The organism is Finegoldia magna ATCC 29328 (assembly GCF_000010185.1).
GTDB classification, from domain to species: domain Bacteria; phylum Bacillota; class Clostridia; order Tissierellales; family Peptoniphilaceae; genus Finegoldia; species Finegoldia magna_H.
Map to the genome: position 1 here is coordinate 229172 of NC_010376.1, position 20409 is coordinate 249580.

The 20409-nt window shown below is 36.8% G+C and carries 18 protein-coding genes; 16 read left to right on the forward strand and 2 right to left on the reverse strand.

The window, feature by feature from the left end; genetic code table 11:
* Window positions 1–122: 122 nt before the first annotated feature.
* On the forward strand, window positions 123–698 hold the full coding sequence (fic, locus tag FMG_RS01075; protein WP_012290222.1) for a protein adenylyltransferase Fic: 576 nt from the start codon (window positions 123–125) through the stop codon (window positions 696–698).
* Between the two features lie 1027 nt (window positions 699–1725).
* Here fic and FMG_RS01080 read toward each other — a convergent pair.
* A complete protein-coding gene (locus FMG_RS01080) occupies window positions 1726–2304 on the reverse strand; it encodes a hypothetical protein (RefSeq protein WP_012290223.1) in 579 nt (192 codons plus the stop codon).
* Window positions 2305–2386: 82 nt separating this feature from the next.
* On the reverse strand, window positions 2387–3313 hold the full coding sequence (locus FMG_RS01085; RefSeq protein ID WP_012290224.1) for a YdcF family protein: 927 nt from the start codon (window positions 3311–3313) through the stop codon (window positions 2387–2389).
* Between the two features lie 76 nt (window positions 3314–3389).
* Between FMG_RS01085 and FMG_RS01090 the strand changes: the two genes are divergently transcribed.
* The 15 genes from FMG_RS01090 to FMG_RS01160 all read left to right on the forward strand — a co-directional run bounded on the left by FMG_RS01090 (window position 3390) and on the right by FMG_RS01160 (window position 20397).
* Window positions 3390–4175, forward strand: coding sequence for a patatin-like phospholipase family protein (locus FMG_RS01090; RefSeq protein WP_012290225.1), 786 nt, complete (start codon window positions 3390–3392; stop codon window positions 4173–4175).
* Window positions 4176–4281: 106 nt separating this feature from the next.
* Window positions 4282–4776: a TDE2712 family protein gene (locus FMG_RS01095; protein WP_002837489.1), complete on the forward strand. Its 495-nt coding sequence runs from the start codon at window positions 4282–4284 to the stop codon at window positions 4774–4776.
* 60 nt (window positions 4777–4836) lie between these two features.
* Complete coding sequence (locus tag FMG_RS01100; protein WP_012290226.1) at window positions 4837–6585, forward strand: ABC transporter ATP-binding protein; 1749 nt, start codon at window positions 4837–4839, stop codon at window positions 6583–6585.
* A complete protein-coding gene (locus FMG_RS01105; RefSeq protein ID WP_012290227.1) occupies window positions 6563–8299 on the forward strand; it encodes an ABC transporter ATP-binding protein in 1737 nt (578 codons plus the stop codon). Before FMG_RS01100 ends, FMG_RS01105 begins: the two co-directional genes overlap by 23 nt.
* 1 nt (window position 8300) lies before the next feature.
* Window positions 8301–9764 (forward strand): 4-alpha-glucanotransferase, encoded by a 1464-nt coding sequence (malQ, locus tag FMG_RS01110; protein WP_012290228.1) that lies wholly within the window; start codon window positions 8301–8303, stop codon window positions 9762–9764.
* A gap of 59 nt (window positions 9765–9823) precedes the next feature.
* On the forward strand, window positions 9824–10627 hold the full coding sequence (gene thiD, locus FMG_RS01115; protein WP_012290229.1) for a bifunctional hydroxymethylpyrimidine kinase/phosphomethylpyrimidine kinase: 804 nt from the start codon (window positions 9824–9826) through the stop codon (window positions 10625–10627).
* Window positions 10620–11258 carry a thiamine phosphate synthase gene (gene thiE, locus FMG_RS01120; RefSeq protein ID WP_012290230.1) on the forward strand — a complete coding sequence of 213 codons (639 nt, stop codon included), beginning with the start codon at window positions 10620–10622 and terminating at the stop codon, window positions 11256–11258. Before thiD ends, thiE begins: the two co-directional genes overlap by 8 nt.
* Window positions 11259–11996: 738 nt before the next feature.
* Window positions 11997–12437 carry a MarR family winged helix-turn-helix transcriptional regulator gene (locus tag FMG_RS01125; RefSeq protein ID WP_012290231.1) on the forward strand — a complete coding sequence of 147 codons (441 nt, stop codon included), beginning with the start codon at window positions 11997–11999 and terminating at the stop codon, window positions 12435–12437.
* On the forward strand, window positions 12415–13260 hold the full coding sequence (locus FMG_RS01130; protein ID WP_012290232.1) for a pirin family protein: 846 nt from the start codon (window positions 12415–12417) through the stop codon (window positions 13258–13260). Before FMG_RS01125 ends, FMG_RS01130 begins: the two co-directional genes overlap by 23 nt.
* 13 nt (window positions 13261–13273) lie before the next feature.
* Window positions 13274–13846, forward strand: coding sequence for a nitroreductase family protein (locus FMG_RS01135; RefSeq protein WP_012290233.1), 573 nt, complete (start codon window positions 13274–13276; stop codon window positions 13844–13846).
* 1127 nt (window positions 13847–14973) lie between these two features.
* On the forward strand, window positions 14974–16284 hold the full coding sequence (locus tag FMG_RS01140) for an MATE family efflux transporter (RefSeq protein WP_012290234.1): 1311 nt from the start codon (window positions 14974–14976) through the stop codon (window positions 16282–16284).
* 21 nt (window positions 16285–16305) lie between these two features.
* Window positions 16306–16806, forward strand: coding sequence for a DNA-deoxyinosine glycosylase (locus FMG_RS01145; protein WP_012290235.1), 501 nt, complete (start codon window positions 16306–16308; stop codon window positions 16804–16806).
* A gap of 220 nt (window positions 16807–17026) precedes the next feature.
* Window positions 17027–18280: a serine dehydratase subunit alpha family protein gene (locus FMG_RS01150; protein WP_012290236.1), complete on the forward strand. Its 1254-nt coding sequence runs from the start codon at window positions 17027–17029 to the stop codon at window positions 18278–18280.
* A 9-nt stretch (window positions 18281–18289) separates the two neighbouring features.
* Entirely contained in the window at window positions 18290–19015 is a 726-nt protein-coding gene (locus FMG_RS01155; protein WP_012290237.1) for a gamma-glutamyl-gamma-aminobutyrate hydrolase family protein, read from the forward strand.
* A gap of 11 nt (window positions 19016–19026) precedes the next feature.
* On the forward strand, window positions 19027–20397 hold the full coding sequence (locus tag FMG_RS01160; RefSeq protein ID WP_012290238.1) for an APC family permease: 1371 nt from the start codon (window positions 19027–19029) through the stop codon (window positions 20395–20397).
* The last annotated feature ends 12 nt before the right edge of the window (window positions 20398–20409 follow it).

The window sequence follows — 20409 nt, forward strand, 5'->3', positions numbered from 1 at the left end:
TCTAATTGTGAAACTTTAGGGATTTATACGGATAATTAATAAGGTGCAGCAGTTCTAGATGAGAAGATAAGATTTTAATTTGTTTTTATACATAAGATAATGATACGAATGGATGGTGTTTGATGGGTCGTTTTATTGATGAGGAGCTTTTGTCTAAGAGAAGGGCTATTGAGCTTTGGGACAAGGGTTTGATTAATAATTTTGAGGTTGGTACTTACAAGGGTTTGCAGGAGATTCACGCATTTTTGTTTCAGGATATTTTTGATTTTGCTGGGAAGACTCGTGATGTGAATTTGTCAAAGGGAAATTTCAGGTTTGCAAATTTACTCTATTTAGAGAGTAATTTGGCGATTATTGAGAGGATGCCTGAGGGTTCTTTTGATGAGATTATTGAGAAGTATGTGGAGATGAATGTGGCGCATCCTTTCAGGGAAGGAAATGGTCGTGCGACTAGGATTTGGCTGGATTTGATATTGAAGAAGAATTTGAATGTGTGCGTTGACTGGGCGATGGTGGACAGGGCTGATTATTTGAGTGCTATGGAGAGGTCTCCGGTGAATTCTTTGGAGATTAAGCACTTGTTGAAGGATGCTTTGACGGACAAGGTTGATGACAGGGGTGTTTATTTGCGTGGTATTCAACAGTCGTATGTGTATGAGGATTTGGATAGGTATGATATTGAGGATATAGAGGAGTAAAAGAATTCGTGTAATCATAGGTTTTTACAGGCGATTGTTTGCAGGAATTAGTTTGTCGCGTACCAGAATAAAAGGTTTAACACGCTTCGTCTGGCTTCCAAAAATTGGAAAACATCTAATCTCGAAATCCTAAAATTTGAAGCTCGTGCTTCGCACTCAAGCGGTCAAATTTTGGCCGGATTTCTTCGATTGAGTTTTCTCAATTTTCTCCAGATGACTCGCTTAGTTAAAGCCTTTTATTCTAAAGGATCATACCTCATGGGGATTTGGGGGAGAAAGTTGATAATTCAACTCTCAAAATCCTAAATCAGTCCGCTTGCTTGCGCTTCGCTTCCTGATTTTGACGGATTTTTTCGAATGAATTTTCGTTTGTATGGGGTTGGTGCTTAGGTAGGTAAGGATGTGAGTTGTTTCAGGATTTAGGTTGAGAATTCGTATGTAGATCGACAGGGACGAGTTTTTGTTGCGAGATTTACGTTGTTTCATACCAGAATAAAAGGTTTAACACGCATCGTCTGGCTTCCAAAAATTGGAAAACAACAAATCTCGAAATCCTAAAATTTGAAGCACGCTTCGCTTACGCGGTCAAATTTTAGCCGGATTTCTTCGATTGAGTTTTCACAATTTTTTCCAGATGACTCGCTTAGTTAAAGCCTTTTATTCTAAAGGAATTTACGGATTTACTTAAGGGTTTTTACGATACATGTTGTGAAAATCGTGGATACGAATTTGAAATTTTAATAATGATTTACATATCTCTAAACGAGAAAAAAAGCAGATTACTACAATTGCTGTAGAATATCATCTGGAGAAAATAAGTATAAATCCAAGCGAAATGAACCGTTAAGAAATCTCACTCGTGCCAGAGCGAAGCTCGCACTTGAGATTTTAGGTTCATGAGCTTAGGATTTATTTATTTTCGCAAGCTAGATATTCGGGCAATTGTGGTTTTCTGCTTTGTATATTTTGACGAGGTTTTTATTCTAACAAAAAAAGAAGCTGTTTTCAGCTTCTTTGATTATTTCTATTAAAATTTATTTAATACATTTTCCAATGATTCTAGTTTGATTTGTGGGTCCCATGTTGCGCCACTATCTTTTAGTTCTTGGATGTATTGTTGTTTGTTGGATTTGTAGTAGTCGATTGTGTCTTTTAATCCTTTTACTGATTGTTTGAAGTTTTCTTTGTCTTTTACTTCGGCTACTTTTTTCATTAGATATTCTTGAGATTTTTCTGGTTTTGTTTCAAGTGATGTACATCTGTTGACCATTTCTGTGAATAGTCTATCCATTTTTAGTGATGCGCCTGCTGTTCCGTTTTCGTATTTTTCTAATCTTTCTACGAATTCGTCAAGTGTTGCTTTTTCATCGTCTGTAAGTTCTTGGTCGTCTTTTTTGTCGTCTTTTTTGTCGGCGTCATCTTTTTTATCTTCTTTTTTGTCTGTGTTTTCTTTTTCTTGTGTTTGAGCAGCCTTATCTTTTTTGTTTTCTTCAGCTGTTGATGTTGTTGTATCAGGTTTATTTAATGATTGTTCGCTGCTGCAGCTTGATAATGATACTGAAGCTATTAGTGCAAGTAATAATGCGAATTTTTTAATGTTTTTCATAATATCCTCCTCCGATTTCTTATATATATTATACCACTATTTCGATTTTCCAATCAGGACAATGTCTACAATATAGCTACAATTATGCGACTAATCCTATTATTATTGTGATGAGGATGAGCATTATTATGTGCAGGTAGATGTCGAGATAAATTGCTGCTAGTAATTCTATGAGGTAGGTTGAGATTTTGGAGTTGAAATTAGATTGTGTTGGTATTACTGTCCAATTGACTTTCATTTTGTTGCAGATGAGTTTGGTTCTGAATGCGTGAAAGTTGTTGGTGATGACGCAAATTTTTTTATCCACAAAATCTGTATCTTGTTGTTGGATCAGTTTTTTTACGTATTCGATGTTTTGCATGGTGTTCATGGCGAGTTTTTCCAATAAGATGTCTGTGTCTTGGATGTGGTTTTCTATTGCGAAGTTTTTCATGGCGACGGATTCTTCGATGTCTCCGTTGGATTTTCCGCCGGAAAATATCATGATGCTTTTATTGGTTGTGTAATATGCAAATGATGTGAGCATTCTTTGTTTGATGAGTTCAGACAGTTCGATTCCTTTCATGGATCCTCCAAGGACTACGATGTAGTCGAAATCTGTGTCGAATTTTTGGTATTTGATTATGAGGTTTCCAAGTAAATGCGACAATACCATCAAGCTTAGATACAAATTCATTCCTATTATGTATTTGTATAGGTCAAATATTTTGAACAGGTTGACTATTATCATTGCGATGTAGAGTAAACTTGCCGATAAGTGAAGTGCGATGTTGGCTTTGACTTTTGCTTTTTGGTAGAGTCTGTAGGATATTATTGTGATGACAAATATATCTGTAATTACGTTGATTGCTATGATGATGTTCAAGATTACATTTGAATGTGGTGCAAATATCAGGCTAATGGCACTGACTACGAACAAGATGATGCTTGTTGCTGTGAACATGCTTATGAAGTTGTCTGTGGCTGCGATTATTAGAAGTATCGCAGATATGAGTAAAAGTGTGTACATTTCGTGTCCTTTCACAAAAAATTATATCACATATTAAATTTTTGATGATATAATTTAGTTAATGGAGGGAGATTTTATGAGAGGTTTAGTGTTGGAAGGCGGAGGCGCTAAGGGATGTTATCAGATTGGAGCTTACAAGGCGTTGGTGGAAATGGGCATTACGTTTGATTATGTCGTGGGAACTTCGATTGGCGCTATCAATGCGGCTATGATTTGTCAGGGCGATTGGGAGATTGCATACAAATTGTGGGAGAATATTTCTTATGAAGATGTGATTAGCCTAAAGGACAATGATATCAATTCTATTTTTGAAGAGAGTTTAAGTTTGGATAATGCTAAGGATAAGCTAGGCTTGGCGAAGGATTTTATCGATAACAAGGGTTTCAGTGTGGATCCGTTGAACGATTTGTTGAGCAAGTATATTGATGAGAAAAGAGTTCGTGAATCTAAGATGAAGTTCGGGCTGAATACTGTTGATGTTGAAAACAGGAAGGTTTTGAATTTGTTTATTGAGGATATTCCAGTTGGTCATTTGTGTGATTATTTGCGTGCAAGTTCCAATTTGCTTGTGTTTAAGCAAGAAAAACTCGACGGGAAGAAGCTGATTGACGGCGGATATATGGAGAATAATCCGTACAAGATGATTGATGATATCTGCGATGAGATTGTGATTGTGTCGTTGAAGCCTTATATGTTGACAAATAAATTGAAGAAAAATCCAAAATACACGATTATTAAAACGTGGGACAGAGATTTTCCAAGAGTTTTGGAGTTTGAAAAGGAAAAGATGCGATACGGTTTGAAGCTTGGATACGAGGACACGTTGAAGGTGTATGCGGATTTGAAAAAAGAAAATTTGTAGAATTATTGGAAAATGTTTTAAAATTTTGAAAATTTTGTTGGAAAAAATTTTAGTTAGTTGTATAATGTTTAATATAGAGAATTTTTGAAAGAAGGAGGTCTGAATAATGAGCATTAAAATTAATAATGAAGTAGTTGAAATGATGCTATATTTCTGGCAATCAGCGTCAGAAGGTCAAAAGGTTGCTGAATCTTTTATCATTGATGTAGCTAATAGAGATGAAATGAAATTAATATACAATGACAAATTTGATGAGGAAGCTGTAAGAAGAGTTTTGTCATCTATTACAAACAAAGAGCTTTTGAATGGTGGAAGTCCTGAAGAAAAAAGATTCTGGAACAACAACATGTGGATGATGGAAGATATGGGTGTGGTTGATCAAATGGTACAACCTATCAAACATCTAAACCTTGATGATGTTGAAACAGACAAGAAGGAATTGATTTTCGTTCCAGGTCATGTTGATGAATACTATGATTTGGGAGACAAATTAGTTGTGAACTTCTTCAAGGTATCTGTGGATATTTTTGGTGGCACAGGTGCTGTTACTATGGATGGAGAAGATTTCAGAGAACACATCATTAAATTATTGCAAAAATAGAATTTGCTAATGGGGCTCTTTATGAGCCCTATTTTTTATTGCAAAAGTAAAGGAGTAAATATGTTAAAAAGGTATAAGTGGTTTATTGATTACTACAAGAAAAGTTACATAATAGCAATTATCGCACTTATTTTTGATTATGCTTTTAAGTTGATTTTGCCGTACATGATTGGTAATGTGGCGGACAATATTTTCAACAAGAATGTGACTGCGGAGAACTTGAAGATTAATTTGGGGATTTGTCTGGTTGCAAGTGTGTTGTGTTATGTGGTTAGCGTTGTGTGGAATTTGAATGTGTTCAGGGGCGATGACACGATTAGGTATTTGGTGACTACGAAGTTGTATAACAAATATTTGAAGCAATCGCCGGAGTTTTTTGAGAAGAATTCTACAGGGTCTTTGATGGGGAAGGCTACAAATGATCCGTACGCATTGGGAGATTTTGCGGGATATGGTCTGATGAGTCTGTTCGATTCGACTTTTTATCCTATTTTAATTGTAATTATTATGATTGTAACGACAGATTTTAGGTTGACTTTGTTGAGTGTGCTTCCACTTCCAATACTGGTTGTTGTGAGTAATAAAATCGGCAACAAATTGAATACGACTTTTGAAGAGTCGCAAAAATCGTTCGATAAGATGAACGATCAGACTTTGGAGACTGTAAGTGGTGTGCGTGTAGTTCGTGCAAATAATTTGAAGGATTTTCAAAGGAAGAAGTTCCAAGACAGAGCGAATGATTTGTACGAAAAGAATATGGCGACTGCAAAACTAATTGCATGGTATGGCCCAATCCAAAAGCCGATTGAGGTTATGACTTATGTGTTGGCGATTTCTTACGGTACTTATTTGATACGAACAGGAAGCATTACTGTGGGAAGATTGATGAGTTTTATGTTTTATTTGAATTTGTTGATTTGGCCGATGATTGGCATGGGCGATTTTATTAGCGTGAAGAAGCAAGCCGATGCGAGTATGGATAGAATTCAAGAGGTGTGGGATTACAAGGAAGACATTGTGAACAAACCTGATGCTGTTGATTTGAAGGAAAGTCCTACGATTGATTTTAGAAATTTGTCGTTCAAGTATCCGAGTTCGAAGGAAAATGTGTTAGAGAAGATTAGTTTTACAATTGAGCCTGGCAAGACGTTGGGAGTTTTGGGGAAAACTGGAAGTGGCAAGACTACTTTGTTGAAGCAGTTTCTTAGATTTTACGATGTGGAAGATGGCGAGATACTTTTGAATGACAAAAACTTGACCGATTATACTGTCGAATCAGTCAGAGAAAGAATGGGATATGTTCCACAAAACCACATGATTTTCTCGAAGACTATTGGCGAGAACATCAAGCTTACTAACAAGGATGCAACGGATGAAGAATTGATGGAAGCTATACGAATGAGCGATTTTGAGAAGGATTTGGAAAAGCTTGTGAATGGAAAGGATACGTTGTGTGGAGAAAAGGGAATTAGTTTGTCGGGCGGTCAGAAACAAAGGATTGCGTTGTCGAGGGCGTTGATAAAGAATCCGGATATTTTGATTATGGACGACTGCATGAGCGCTGTGGATGGAACGACGGAGAAAAATATCCTGGATAATTTCAGAAAAATTCGATCCGGCAAGACGAATATCATCGCGACTCACAGGATTAGTCAAGTGAAGGATGCAGATGAGATTATCGTGCTTGAAAACGGCAAGATAGTTGAAAGAGGTAATCACGACTCTTTGATGAAACAAGATGGTTGGTACAAGGAGCAATATTTGAGACAGACAGTGGAGAGTGCATATGAGAAAGAGTGTGACGAATAGAATAATAAAATACTCCCTAAACGAGAAGAAAAACTTGGCGATAGGGATGGTGTTTACGGTGTTGATGACGATATTCGAGATTATCGGGCCGATAATACTGGCGTATATCATCAACAATTTACTTACAGGAGAAAAACTTGTTTATAATATTAGAAAATTAGCGCTTGTGTTGTGCTTGTATGCGGCGGTTTTCTTCGTGGATTCGTTGTGGAAGTACAATTCAACGGTGTATTTGGAGAAAACTGCGAACAAAATCGCACGCAGGATGCAAATGGATGTGTACGATCACATTCAAAAAATGCCGATATCATTTTACGATAATTTGCCGGCGGGAAAAGTTGTCAGCAGAATTACAAACGACACGAAAACTGTGAAGAGTTTCTACCAAATGGTGTTGGCACAACTTATGGTCAGCATTATGGTGAGTATTTTCATGATTGCAATGGTGCTGATAACTGACACGAAAATCGGGATTATTGTGTGCTTGTTTTTCCCAATTATGTTTTATATTTTTAGGAAATTTCTGCAAAAATCACGTTTTGCATTTACAAATATGAGAAAATACATCAGCGAAGAGAATGCGAAAATCAACGAGACGATTGGCAATATCGAAATAATCAAGGCGTTTAATTTGGAAGATGATTTCAGCAAGGATTATGAAACTTCTGCGAAAAACGTGTACGATTACGGGTATATGGTGACGAAGGCTTACGGTACGATGAGCTATAATGTGTCGGAACTTCTTCGAAACTTTGCCAACATTACGATACTTGGACTTTACGCGTACAATGTTTTGACTGGAAATACTGATGTAAAGTTGGGGAGCATGTATTTGACGATGGAATACACAACTAGGACTTTCTCGTACATCAGCAACTGCGTACAGAGAATGGGCTCGTTGGAGCAATCATTCAGTGCAGCAGAGCATGTGTTTGAATTGCTGGACACTGAGGTCGAGGAATTTCCAGAACGAGAAATTGGCGATATCAAGGGCGATGTTAAGTTTGAAAATGTGGATTTTTCGTATATTGAAAACGAACCTGTGCTTAAAGATTTGTCGCTAGATATAAAAAGCGGAGAAAGTGTTGCATTTGTTGGGTTTACTGGAAGTGGTAAGACTACGATAATTAATTTGCTATTAGGATTTTACAAGCCACAAAAAGGTACGATCACAATTGACGGCAAGAACTTCAACGACTACAGCGTGGATTCTATAAGAGAGAATATTTCGTTGGTGCCGCAAGATCCGGTGCTTTTTATGGGAGATGTGAAAAGTAACATAAGGCTCGACAAGGATTTTACAGATGAGGAAGTCGAGAAGGCGTTGAGGGATATCGGCGCTGATAGGTTGATAGATTTTAGAAATGGACTTGATGAAGAAGTCAAGGACAATGGCGAAAGTTTCTCTGCTGGTGAAAAGCAGCTTATAGCATTTGCGAGAAGTTACATCACCAATCCGAAGATTTTGATTTTGGACGAGGCGACTGCAAACATCGATACGCAGACGGAAGCTGTGATTCAATATGCGATCGACAAATTGAAACAAAACAGGACTACTTTTATAATAGCGCACAGATTGTCTACGATTAAAAACGTGGATTGCATTTACGTGTTGGACAAGGGCGTTGTCGTAGAAAAAGGAACGCACGAAGAATTGTTGGCAAATGGCAAGATTTACACGAGAATGTATCGTGAACAAAATAAGAAGGGCTAATATGAATGACAATAGAAAAGCAGGGATTTTGTGTCCTGTGTTCAGTTTGAGTTCTAAATATGGAATCGGAAGTTTTGGAGAGAGTGCGTACAAGTTTGTGAGGTTTTTGAAGAAATCGAATCAGACTTATTGGCAGATATTGCCACTTGTTCCGATTAGTTCTGATGGAAACAGCCCGTATTTGTCGCCGTCAACTTTTGCTGGAAACTACATGTACATCGACATCGACAAGTTGGTTGACGATGGTTTGCTGAGTGAGAGTGATGTTCATGGCTACAAATTCGAAGACGATTTTGTGGATTACGATTATGTTGCAAAATCAAAGAATGAGATTCTACGAAAAGCATTTGAACGTAACAAGGATTTGAAGATAATCGACACGCAAAATTTTAGTGAGCGTGAACTTGTTCGTGGATTTTGTTTGTTTCAGGCTTTGAAAAAGCATTTTAATGGCAAATCTTGGTTGGATTTTCCGGATGATATAAAATACCGCAAGAAGAAAAGCGTCGATTATTACGAAAATTTGTTAAAAGATGAGATTGAATACAATGTGTTCGTACAATGTGTGTTTTACAAGCAGTATTTCGAATTGAAAAATTACGCGAATGATTTGGGGATAAAAATATTTGGCGATTTGCCGATTTATGTGTCGAAGGAAAGCAGCGATATGTGGCAAAATCCAGATATGTTTGTGGTGAACGAGGATTTGTCGCCGAAACTTGTCGCAGGAGTTCCTCCGGACAGATTTTCTGAAACTGGGCAGTATTGGGGAAATCCTGTGTATGATTGGAATTATTGTGAAAAAACTGGATTTGATTGGTGGTTGAAGAGGTTGAATCATAATTTGAAAATGTACGATGTGATTCGTCTGGATCATTTTAGAGGATTTGAAGCTTTTTGGGCGATTGATGCATCGAAAAGCACTGCTGAAAATGGGCACTGGGTTAAGGCAAAAGGCGATGAGTTTTTCGAGATTTTGAAGAAAAAGAACTTGATTGACAGGGTTGTTGCCGAGGATTTGGGCTTGATTACTGATGATGTTATCAATCTGCGTGACAGATTTGGTTTCAATGGCATGAAGGTGATGCAATTTGCGTTTGATGTGAACGAGGAGTCGGATTATTTGCCGCACAATGTGGGAGAAAATTGTGTTTACTACACTGGAACTCACGACAATCAAACGTTGAGGGGATTTGTAAATAGCAGAAGTTCTGATGAGCTTGAATACATTAAAAATTATGTGAATTCAGCTGATGTTGAAATGTCTTTGATAAAGGTAGCGTACATGACAAATTCTTGTTTGTGTATTTGTCAGATGCAGGATTTCTTGGGACTTGATGATGATTACAGGACTAACACTCCGAATACTTTGGGTAATTGGACGTGGAGAATGAAAAAAGATTGGCTTACAGATGAACTTGCAGAAAAAATATCTGAGATTACGAAACTCTACAACAGGGATTAGTTGAAGTAAAATGATTATAGGTATATAATTTAATTTACAGCAAATTATTTGGAGGAGTTATGAAGAAAGTTCTTACGATTGCAGGTTCTGATTGTTCGGGCGGCGCGGGAATTCAAGCGGATATCAAGACTATGTCAGCACACGGGGTGTATGCGATGAGCGTTATTGTTTCGGTGGTTGCTGAGAATACTTTTGAGGTGGTGTCGATTGAGGATTTGCCCGATAAGATTATAAAGGATCAGATTGATTGTATTTATAATGATATGGGCACTGACGCTGTGAAGATTGGAATGTTATCGAACAAGAGGATTATGAGTTGTGTTAGGGATAAATTATTGGAGAACAAACCAGAAAATGTGGTGTTGGATCCTGTGATGTATGCAAAGCACGGCGCTTGTTTGATGCAAGAAGATGCGATTGATTTGTTGATTGAGGATTTAATTGCCTTATGCACGTGCATAACTCCGAATATTCCAGAGGCAGAGAGAATCAGTGGAATGAAAATCGACGGTGTGGATGATATGAAAAAGGCAGCTGTGATTATTCGTAACATGGGAGCGAAATACGTTCTTGTGAAGGGCGGTCACCATGTGGGAGATGCGATTGATATTTTGTATGATGGCGAGAATTTCCACGAATTTGTGAATGAAAAGATTGACACGAAGAACACTCATGGGACTGGTTGCACGCTTTCAAGTGCGATTGCCAGTAATTTGGCGCTTGGAAAGTCGATATATGACGCTGTAAAATCAAGCAAGGAATACATTACTAATGCTATCAAGCATGATTTGCATATTGGCAAGGGAAATGGGCCGACAAATCATTTCTACAAATTTTTTGAAGGAGAGTTGAAAAATGAATAAACAATTTAACTTAGGGTTGAACTTGGTCACGAACAAACAAACTCTCAAGGGAAGGGATTTGACGGAGACTATTGAGATTGCGCTGAAAAATGGTGCGGATTCTGTTAGACTTAGAGAAAAAAACATGGACACTAGAAGCATTATGCAAGAGGCTTTCAAGATAAAAGAAATTACTCAACGCATGGGCAAGCTTTTGATTGTGAATGACAGGGTTGATATTGCGAAGGCATGCGATGTCGACGGAGTGCATTTGGGACAAAAGGATATGCCGATAAAATACGCGAGGGAGATGCTCGGAGACGACAAGATTATTGGGATTAGTTGTCACACTTTGGAACAAGCGTTAGAGGCACAAGAGGCTGGCGCTGATTACATTGGTGTGGGGGCGATTTTTCCGACGTTCACGGGAGATGATTTCTTGATGGTTACAATCGACACGTTAAAGGAGATTTCCGAGAAGATTCACGTTCCAATTACTGCGATTGGCGGTATTAACAAGAACAATATTAGGATGATTTTCGACAGTAATGTGGATTCGGTGTCGTTGACATCAGCGGTTTTTTCAACGGGAGATGTCGCAGCATCAACACAGGAGTTGAAACAAAAATTCGATATGATTTTGAAAAAATAATGAGAGGTGCGAGGGCACCTCTTTTTTGATGCAGTGAAGGTGCTAAGGTAGGTTAAATTCACACGAAACACAAAAACTCGTAAACCGCTCATCTGTCTACAAAAATTGCTAAAGGTAGTTTCAGAGCAAGGAAAAAGTAGAAAACCAGTTTGCACGAATATCTAGACTACGAAAATAAATAAATTCTAAGCTTGTGAATCTAAAATCGCAAACTCGCTACGCTCAGACAGTGCGATTTTTTAACGATTCACTTCGCTTGAATTTATACTTATTTTCTCCGTATGATATTCTTAGCAAAGCTGGTAATCTACTTTTGTTTCGATGCACACGTAATAATTCGCTGGACATCTACGTTTTAGAGGGAAGAAGGAACAAAAAAGTCGTAGCACATTCGTCTGGCTTACAAAAATTGGAAAATTCTAATCTCAAAATCCTAAAATTTGAAGCACGCTTCGCTTACGCGGTCAAATTTTGGACGGATTTTTTCGATTGAATTTTGCACAATTTTTTCCAGATGACTCATTTAGCTACGATCTTTTTTTGTTTGTTTCAATGCATACTTAGCAAACTTGGCAATCTGCTTTTGTTTCACGTAAATACAGTGCTGATGGACATCTACGTTTTTGAGGGACAGGGAACAAGAATAACAAAATATCATCTCATCTTTTTTAAACGGAAGAGGGGGAGGTGAGTTGTAATTATCTCTAATTAGTGATAATATTAGGTCAGAGGGATAATATGAATACTAAAAAATCAATGGCGGTGTATATTTATATGAGCAGGGTTATTAATACTCTTCGCCGCGAGAACAATAAATTAATTTTGAAGCACAATCTTACTTTGGGTCAGTTTGCAGTTATGGAGGCTTTATATTCTAAGGGCAGGCTTTCAACTGGAGAGGTTATGGAGAAGATTTTGTCTACGAGTGGAAATATTCCTGTTATCGTGAAGAACTTGGAGAAAGATGGTTTTATTACGAGGAAGCAGGATGAGGCTGACAAGAGAAGATATATTCTTGATTTGACTGATAAGGGAAAAGATTTGATGGATGAGATTGTTCCAGAGAATTTGAAATTCATGGATGAATTGATTTCTTTGTGGGATGATGAGGACAAGAAAGAATTGATAATATTGATGAATAAATTCAGGAGGAAATATGAAGAGGAAAATTTTGAATAGGACGCAGGGTTTTAGGACGAAGGATGGGGCTGGTGTTAGTCTTGTGAGGGTTTTGAGCCGCAACACTACGAAAGAATACGATCCGATTTTGATGTTGGATTCTTTTGACAGCGTTGATCCTGATGATTATATTAAGGGATTTCCGATGCATCCACATCGAGGTATTGAGACGATAACGTATTTGCGTGAGGGTACGATGACTCACAAGGATTCGATGGGAAATGAGGACACGATTACTGACAACGAGGTTCAATGGATGACTGCTGGAAGTGGGATTATGCACGAGGAGATGCCGAAACCATCAAAGAGGATGCTTGGTGTTCAATTGTGGTTGAATTTACTTTCAAAGGACAAGATGGTAAGGCCTCATTATCAATCGCTTCGTGGAGATGATTTGAAGATTGTTGAGGAAGATTTTGCGAAGATTAAGGTTATTTCTGGAGAATATAAGGGTACAAAAGGATATGCGCCGAAATATTTGCCGCTAGACTTTTACGAGATCGAGATTAAGAAGAACGAGGAATTTACGATTGACACGAAAGATGATCAGCAAGTTATTTTGTTTACGTTGATTGGAGATATTGAGGTGGAAGGTGATGTTGTTTCTGAAAAAACAGCTGTGACGACTACTGATGGCGACAAATTGACAATTAAAGCGAAGGATGAGGATGTAATTGTTCTATTTTTACAATCTATTCCTACGAATGAACCGATTGCTTGGGAAGGTCCAATTGTTATGAATACTAACGAAGATTTGAGACAAGCGAGCTTGGATTTGAGAAACGGAACTTTTATCAAGGAAAAACCTGAAGAGGATCAATAAAAAGGAGAGAATTATGACAAATATTGAAAAATCACTACAAAACAGAAGAACTATTTACAGTTTGGACAAGAATATTAAATCAAACGAAGCGGAAATCACAAAAACTATCAAGAATATTACTGAGTTGACACCTGATGCTTACGGTATCAGAAGTCAAAGAGTTGTGGTTGTTTTCAAGGATGACCACGATAAGTTATGGGACAAAATCGGTGAGGTTTTCAACGGAAAGGTTGCTGAGGAAAAGATAAATATGTTCAAGAGTGGCTACGGAACTGTGTTGTATTTTTCTGACGAAGAAACTTTGAAGAAGGCTTCAGAAGATACAGGCGCTGATGTTGAAAAGTTTGAGCATTGGGCAGCACAATCTATCGGAATGTTGGAGCTAAATATTTGGACTGCACTTGAAGAATTGGGCTTGGGTGCAAATATCCAACACTACAATCCAGTTATAGACGATGCGGTTAAGGAAATGTTCGATATTCCAAAATCTTGGAAACTAGACGCACAAATGGTATTCGGTAACAAAACTGCCGATCCAGATCCAAAGGAAAAGGAAAACATCAACAACAGAGTTATTGTAAAATAATTTATTAGAAACAGGGGTGAGAGATCACCTCTTTTTTGATGCGGTAAAATTGCGAAGGTAGTTTCAGGACGAGGAAAAGTAGAAAACCAGTTTGCACGAATATCTAGACTACGAAAATTACAACATAGCTTCAGTACATGAAAAACACAAAAACTCGTAAACCGCTCATCTGTCTACAAAAATTGATAAATTCATCGCTTATGAAACTAAAATTGCAAACTCGCTGACGCTCAGACAGTGCGATTTTTTAACGTTTTATTTCGCTTGAATTTAGAGCAATTTTTTCCGAATGATTCGCTTGTTTACGATGTTTTTTGTTTATTTCACATATACACATAATCACAAGATGTCTACATTTTACAGAGACATGCAAAACAAGAAAAGTCGTAGCACATTCGTCTAGCTTACAAAAATTGGAAAATTCTAATCTCAAAATCCTAAAATTTGAAGCACGCTACGCTTACGCGGTCAAATTTTGGACGGATTTTTTCGATTGAATTTTGCACAATTTTTTCCAGATGACTCATTCAGCTACGATCTTTTTTTTTATTTCAATGCACAATAAACAAAACTGGTAATCTACTTTTATTTCACAGAACAACAAAATCGCTGGACAGATACCTTTTACAGGGACAGGGAAAGTAGAAAACCAGTTTGCACGAATATCTAGACTACGCAAATAAATAAATTCTAAGTTTGTGAAACTAAAATCGCAAACTCGCTGACGCTCAGACAGTGCGATTTTTTAACGTTTCATTTCGCTTGAATTTAAAACAATTTTTTCCGAATGATTCGCTTGTTTACGATGTTTTTGGTTTATTTCAATGCACAATTAGCAAAACTGGTAATCTACTTTTGTTTCAATGCACTATTAGCAACCCCGTTAATCTACTTTATTTCACAACCCTACAAGCCACGCTCAGCTCTACGCCTCATACACACTCACATCCAGACCCTCTCCACCCACGCCCACGATCACGCCATCATCCACACTCCACACCCACGTCCACGCCACAACTTCCGACAAACAGGGCGAGATATGGTATAATTATTTCATGGTTTGAAACGCGTCCATACACAAAGGCTATTGTGTGTGGACGTTTTATTTTTTTATTGAAGGAGTTTTTATGGGTAATGATAAATCTATTCGCGAGTTTGGAAAGTATGTTTTTCTGAATATTTTCGCGCAGATTGCTTTTTCTTGTTATACTTTGATGGATACTTATTTTGTTTCGTGGAAGTTAAAAGCGGACGGTTTGTCGGCTCTTAATATTGCATTTCCGATGTTTTGCATTATTAACGGGATGGGTTTGATGATTGGTATTGGTGGTGGCATCAAGTATTCGATTTTTAAGAGTAAGGATATGGATGATGATGCGAATACTATTTTCACGAATGCGGTGGTTTTGGGTGTTAGCATTGCTTGTTTGTTTGTGATTTCGGGGATGTTTTTCTCTGATAAACTGGTGAGGTTTTTGGGAGCGGACGATAGTATTTTCGAGATGACTAATACTTATTTGAGAGTGATGACGTTATTTGCGCCGGCTTTTTTTATGAATAATATTTTGCAGTGTTTTGTCAGAAATGACAGGAATCCAAGGTTATCGATGGCTGCGATGGTTATTGGTAGTATTTCGAATGTGATTTTGGATTATGTGTTTATTTTTCCGATGAATATGGGGATTTTCGGGGCAATTTTTGCGACGGGTCTTGCTCCAATTATAAGTATGATGGTGATTGCTCCTTATATTATTGCGAGAAACAACGGATTTCATTTAAACAAGAATATTTTTGATTTCCATAGTATTAGGGAGATTGTGTCGAAGGGGATGTTTGCTTTGTTGACGGAGGCGACTTCTGCGAGTGTGATGTTCACTTTCAATATGATTATTCTAGGGATTTCTGGAAATGTCGGGGTGGCTAGTTTCAGCATTATTACTGTGATTTCTTTGGTGGTTACAGCTATTTATACTGGTTTGTCGCAAGGTATTCAACCTTTGATTAGTCATTATTACGGAAAGAATGATGTTGAAAATGTGGGAAAAATTTTGAAGTATGCTGTTGTTGTACAAATTATGTTGTCGATTTTAATTTACGGTGAGATTTATTTCAACGCGGATATTTTAGCGGCGTTTTACAACAAGGCGAATGATGTTTTGCTTCAAGATTACGCTGTGAGTGGCATGAAGATTTATTTTGTCGCGTGCTTTTTCATTGGTTTTAATATTGTGGTTTCGACTTATTTTACGTCAACTGAAAGATCAATTAAATCACAGGTGATTTCATTTGCGAGGGGATTTGTGATTATTATTCCTACGGCTTTGATTTTATCGAAGATTTTTGCAATGACTGGCGTGTGGGCAGCGTATCCTGTGAGTGAATTTATTGTTTGCATGATGGCTATTGTTTTATTTTTCAGAGAAAAGTCTGTGATATAATCAAGAGAGATTGGAGGATTTATGAAAGGAAATTACGAGACGATTGTTCATCCGTTGTCGCCTCTTTACGATGAGAATTCCAAGATTTTGATTTTGGGTTCTTTTCCATCGGTGAAGACGAGGGAGTATGGGTTTTTCTACGGCCATCCACAAAACAGGTTTTGGAAGCTGATGGAGAAACTATTCGATGTGGATTTGAACGTTAGTATAGATGAGAGAAAAAAGTTTTTGTTGGAGCATAATATTGCCGTTTACGATTCGATTTATCAGTGCGATATTATTGGCTCATCAGATTCTAGTATCAAAAATGTTGTGCCTTCTAATTTGAAAGAAATTGTGGATTGTGCAAATATTAAACATGTTTTTTGCAATGGGACTGCTTCTTATAAATGTTTCGAGAAGTATCACAAAAAGAATTTGAGGGTGGATTGCACGAAGCTTCCTTCGACATCACCTGCAAATGCGAGGTACAGGCTGGACGATTTGGTAGATGAGTGGAAGGTTATTTTGGAGTATTTGTAAGATGAATTTTTAATAAAATATTTACAAAATTGCTTTTTACATGTTATAATATCAAAGGAAATGGTTGTCCTACTATTATATGGATTATTTCTTATTATTTATGGTTGTTTGAGACTACGATTACTATGTTTGATCCATTATTATGGGACTCTCATGTTCAAATTAGTTAATAAATAGTCATAAAGTATTAATATAAAAAAATATTTACAGGGGGATATTAATGAAAAATTATACTGAATTATTAAAATCTGAATTAATTATGGCATTAGGATGTACGGAACCGATTTCTATTGCGTTGGCAGCGGCTAAGGCTAGGGAAGTTTTGGGGGATATTCCAACTAAAATCGAGGTTAAGTGTTCAGGAAATATTATTAAAAACGTTAAGGGTGTCACTGTTCCAAACACTAATGGCATGAAGGGCGTGGAAGCTGCGACTGCTATTGGAACTGTTGCGGGCGATTCTTCACTTGGTCTTGAGGTTTTGTCGAAGGTTACTGATGAGGATATCAAGGCTGCGAAGTGCATGCTTGACAATAATATTATTAAGGTAAGTTTAAAAGAAGGTGTGGAAAACTTAGACATAGAAATCGTAGCTGAAGACGACAAAGAAAACACCGTTGATGTTGAGATTAAAAATAAGCATACAAATATCGTCAAAGTTACAAAAAACGATAAGGTAATACATATTGATAATTGCTACACTCACACTCCAGAATATGAAAATTACGACGAACTTTCTGTAAAAGATATTTTCGAATATGCAAACAATGTTGATTTGGATGAGGTTAGGGATTTGTTAGAAGATCAAATTACGTTGAATTCAAAAATTTCCGATGAAGGTTTAACTGGGAAATGGGGAGTTGCAATGGGCAAGATTTTGATGGATGAAGATGATTCTATCAGATCAAAAGCCAAGGCAAGAGCAGCAGCTGGATCAGATGCTCGTATGAGTGGATGTTCTCTTCCAGTTGTGATTAATGCAGGAAGCGGAAACCAAGGTATAACTTGCACGATGCCACTTGTAGTATTTGCAAACGAAAAAAATTACGACCGCGAAACTTTGTACCGTGGACTTTTGATTACAAACTTGGTAGCACTTCACATCAAGAGATTTATAGGTAGACTTTCAGCTTTTTGTGGAGTTACATCCGCAGGGGTTGCTGCAGGAGCTGGAATTTGCTACATGGAAACTAAAAATTTGGATTTGATTGAAAAAACAATCGGCAATGCCTTGATGATTGCATCCGGTATGATTTGTGACGGTGCAAAACCATCCTGTGCAGCAAAAATCGCAACAGCTGTCGATGCGGGAATTTCGGGATATTATTTGGCGAAAAATAACAGAAACTTCGAAGCTGGCGATGGATTGTTAAAAGATGATATCGAAGAAACCATCAGAAGCATCGGTTATGTTGCCAAGGAAGGCATGAAAGAAACAGATATTGTAGTTCTACACACTATGATTGAAAAGTAAGGAGATTTTATGAAAAAACCAGTTATAGGAATTTCTGGATCTATTATAATCGATGGATCTGGCAATTTTCCAGGATATAGAAGAAGTTATGTAAATGAAGATTATGTAAAATCCGTAATAAAAAATGGCGGAATTCCATATATTATACCAATGAATAGCAGTGAAGAGGTTGTTAGAGAACAAATTCAAAATGTTGATGGTTTGATTTTAAGTGGAGGACATGACGTTACTCCGAGGTTTTACAATCAAGAACCACACAAAAATTTGGGTGGAATTTTGCCTGAAAGAGATGTGTTCGATTTTAATTTAGTAAAATTTGCAATCGAAAAAAACATTCCTATTTTAGGAATTTGTAGAGGATTTCAAATTTTAAACGTTTATTTTGGTGGAACTCTTTATCAAGATATTAATTTGAAAGAAAAAACTTTTATTAAACACAATCAAGTTAATTTTCCTTATTTAACTACTCACAGTGTAGATATTATCGAAAACACAAAATTAAAAGAACTTTTTAATGAAGAATCAATTATGGTTAACTCATTCCACCATCAAATTATAGACAAGGTAGCTGAAGAATTCGTCACATCTGCGATTAGTAAGGATGGTGTGGTAGAAGCTATTGAAAATCCAAACTACAAATATATGTTAGGTGTTCAATGGCATCCAGAAATGCTTCATTCAACTGAAGAAAAGATGAATCTTTTGTTCAGTGAATTGATAAATAGTACTTATTAAAGGAGTAAAAAATGAATAATGCAACAAAAAAATTGGGATTTTGGTCAATAGTTCTATTGACTATAAATTCAATAATCGGATCAGGTATATTTCTATCACCTGGATCTGTAGTTAAAATGTCAGGCAAATATGCACCTTTTATTTATCTAGCAGCAGCAGCTTTTGCAGCGGTATTGGCAATTACATTTGCTTCTTCTGCAAAATATGTTTCAAAAGGTGGAGCATCATACGCTTATACAAAGGCAGCTTTTGGAGATAATTGGGGATTGTATATAGGAATTACAAGATTTTTCTCAGCTGCAATAGCCTGGGGAGTAATGGCAACAGGTGTAGTAAAAACTATGTTAAATATTTTTGGCGCGGATAGCACTAATTTTAACTATATCACTGCTGGATTTATTATTTTGATGACAATTTTATTTATAATCAACGTTTGCGGAACAAGGATTTTGGAATTAGTTAGCAATATTTCAACAATAGGTAAGCTCTTGGCCTTGGTTACTGCGATTGTAGCGGGATTAATATTAGTTATTACTACAGGACAAAACAATTTCTCACAAATAGAAACTGTTACAGCTGATGTGGCGAATAATATGGATTTAGGAACTATAGTAATGGCAGTGATTGCAGCTTTTTATGCTTTTACTGGATTTGAAAGTGTTGCTTCAGGTTCAGAAGATATGGAACAACCAGAAAAAAACTTACCAAAAGCAATTCCACTAGGCATAGTAATAATCGCTGTAATATATTTTGGAATCGTACTTGTTTCTATGATGATAGATCCAGTAGCCATGGTAAACACAAAAGAAGTTGTAGCACTTGTAGCTATATTTAAAAATCATATCGTAAGATCTATAATTCTTTACGGTTCATTAATATCTATGTTTGGAATAAACGTAGCTGCATCATTCCATACGCCAAGAATAATAGAATCAATGGCTAATGAAAATCAAGTTCCTAAAATATTTGCAAAGAGAACAGATAAAGGATTCCCATTGTTCTCAATGGTTATAACTGCTGTTTTGGCAATTATTTTACCTATCGCATTTAAATATCACATGGGTTCAATAATGATAATAAGTGCCATCGCAAGATTTGCACAATTCATTGTTGTTCCACTTGCATTGATATGGTTTTATTATGGAAAAAACAAGCAAGAAGTTGTAAGCGGAGTAAAGAAAAACTTCTTTACAGATGTTATAATACCAGTTGTAGCACTTTTACTTACTATAGTATTACTTGCAAAATTTAGTTGGGTAAAACAATTCACTGTTGACAATAATGGTGTATTAGCTCCAAACTATTTAGCAATAGTATCAATGTTTATTGGATATGTATTAGTACCATTGTTTGTGTATTTCTACAACAATAAACACAAATAAAATTATAAAGAA

Excerpts from the sequence above, each read along its gene's own strand:
- fic (WP_012290222.1), top strand. The coding sequence starts at position 123 with ATGGGTCGTTTTATTGATGAGGAGCTTTTGTCTAAGAGAAGGGCTATT.
- FMG_RS01080 (WP_012290223.1), bottom strand. The coding sequence starts at position 2,304 with ATGAAAAACATTAAAAAATTCGCATTATTACTTGCACTAATAGCTTCA.
- FMG_RS01085 (WP_012290224.1), bottom strand. The coding sequence starts at position 3,313 with ATGTACACACTTTTACTCATATCTGCGATACTTCTAATAATCGCAGCC.
- FMG_RS01090 (WP_012290225.1), top strand. The coding sequence starts at position 3,390 with ATGAGAGGTTTAGTGTTGGAAGGCGGAGGCGCTAAGGGATGTTATCAG.
- FMG_RS01095 (WP_002837489.1), top strand. The coding sequence starts at position 4,282 with ATGAGCATTAAAATTAATAATGAAGTAGTTGAAATGATGCTATATTTC.
- FMG_RS01100 (WP_012290226.1), top strand. The coding sequence starts at position 4,837 with ATGTTAAAAAGGTATAAGTGGTTTATTGATTACTACAAGAAAAGTTAC.
- FMG_RS01105 (WP_012290227.1), top strand. The coding sequence starts at position 6,563 with ATGAGAAAGAGTGTGACGAATAGAATAATAAAATACTCCCTAAACGAG.
- malQ (WP_012290228.1), top strand. The coding sequence starts at position 8,301 with ATGAATGACAATAGAAAAGCAGGGATTTTGTGTCCTGTGTTCAGTTTG.
- thiD (WP_012290229.1), top strand. The coding sequence starts at position 9,824 with ATGAAGAAAGTTCTTACGATTGCAGGTTCTGATTGTTCGGGCGGCGCG.
- thiE (WP_012290230.1), top strand. The coding sequence starts at position 10,620 with ATGAATAAACAATTTAACTTAGGGTTGAACTTGGTCACGAACAAACAA.
- FMG_RS01125 (WP_012290231.1), top strand. The coding sequence starts at position 11,997 with ATGAATACTAAAAAATCAATGGCGGTGTATATTTATATGAGCAGGGTT.
- FMG_RS01130 (WP_012290232.1), top strand. The coding sequence starts at position 12,415 with ATGAAGAGGAAAATTTTGAATAGGACGCAGGGTTTTAGGACGAAGGAT.
- FMG_RS01135 (WP_012290233.1), top strand. The coding sequence starts at position 13,274 with ATGACAAATATTGAAAAATCACTACAAAACAGAAGAACTATTTACAGT.
- FMG_RS01140 (WP_012290234.1), top strand. The coding sequence starts at position 14,974 with ATGGGTAATGATAAATCTATTCGCGAGTTTGGAAAGTATGTTTTTCTG.
- FMG_RS01145 (WP_012290235.1), top strand. The coding sequence starts at position 16,306 with ATGAAAGGAAATTACGAGACGATTGTTCATCCGTTGTCGCCTCTTTAC.
- FMG_RS01150 (WP_012290236.1), top strand. The coding sequence starts at position 17,027 with ATGAAAAATTATACTGAATTATTAAAATCTGAATTAATTATGGCATTA.
- FMG_RS01155 (WP_012290237.1), top strand. The coding sequence starts at position 18,290 with ATGAAAAAACCAGTTATAGGAATTTCTGGATCTATTATAATCGATGGA.
- FMG_RS01160 (WP_012290238.1), top strand. The coding sequence starts at position 19,027 with ATGAATAATGCAACAAAAAAATTGGGATTTTGGTCAATAGTTCTATTG.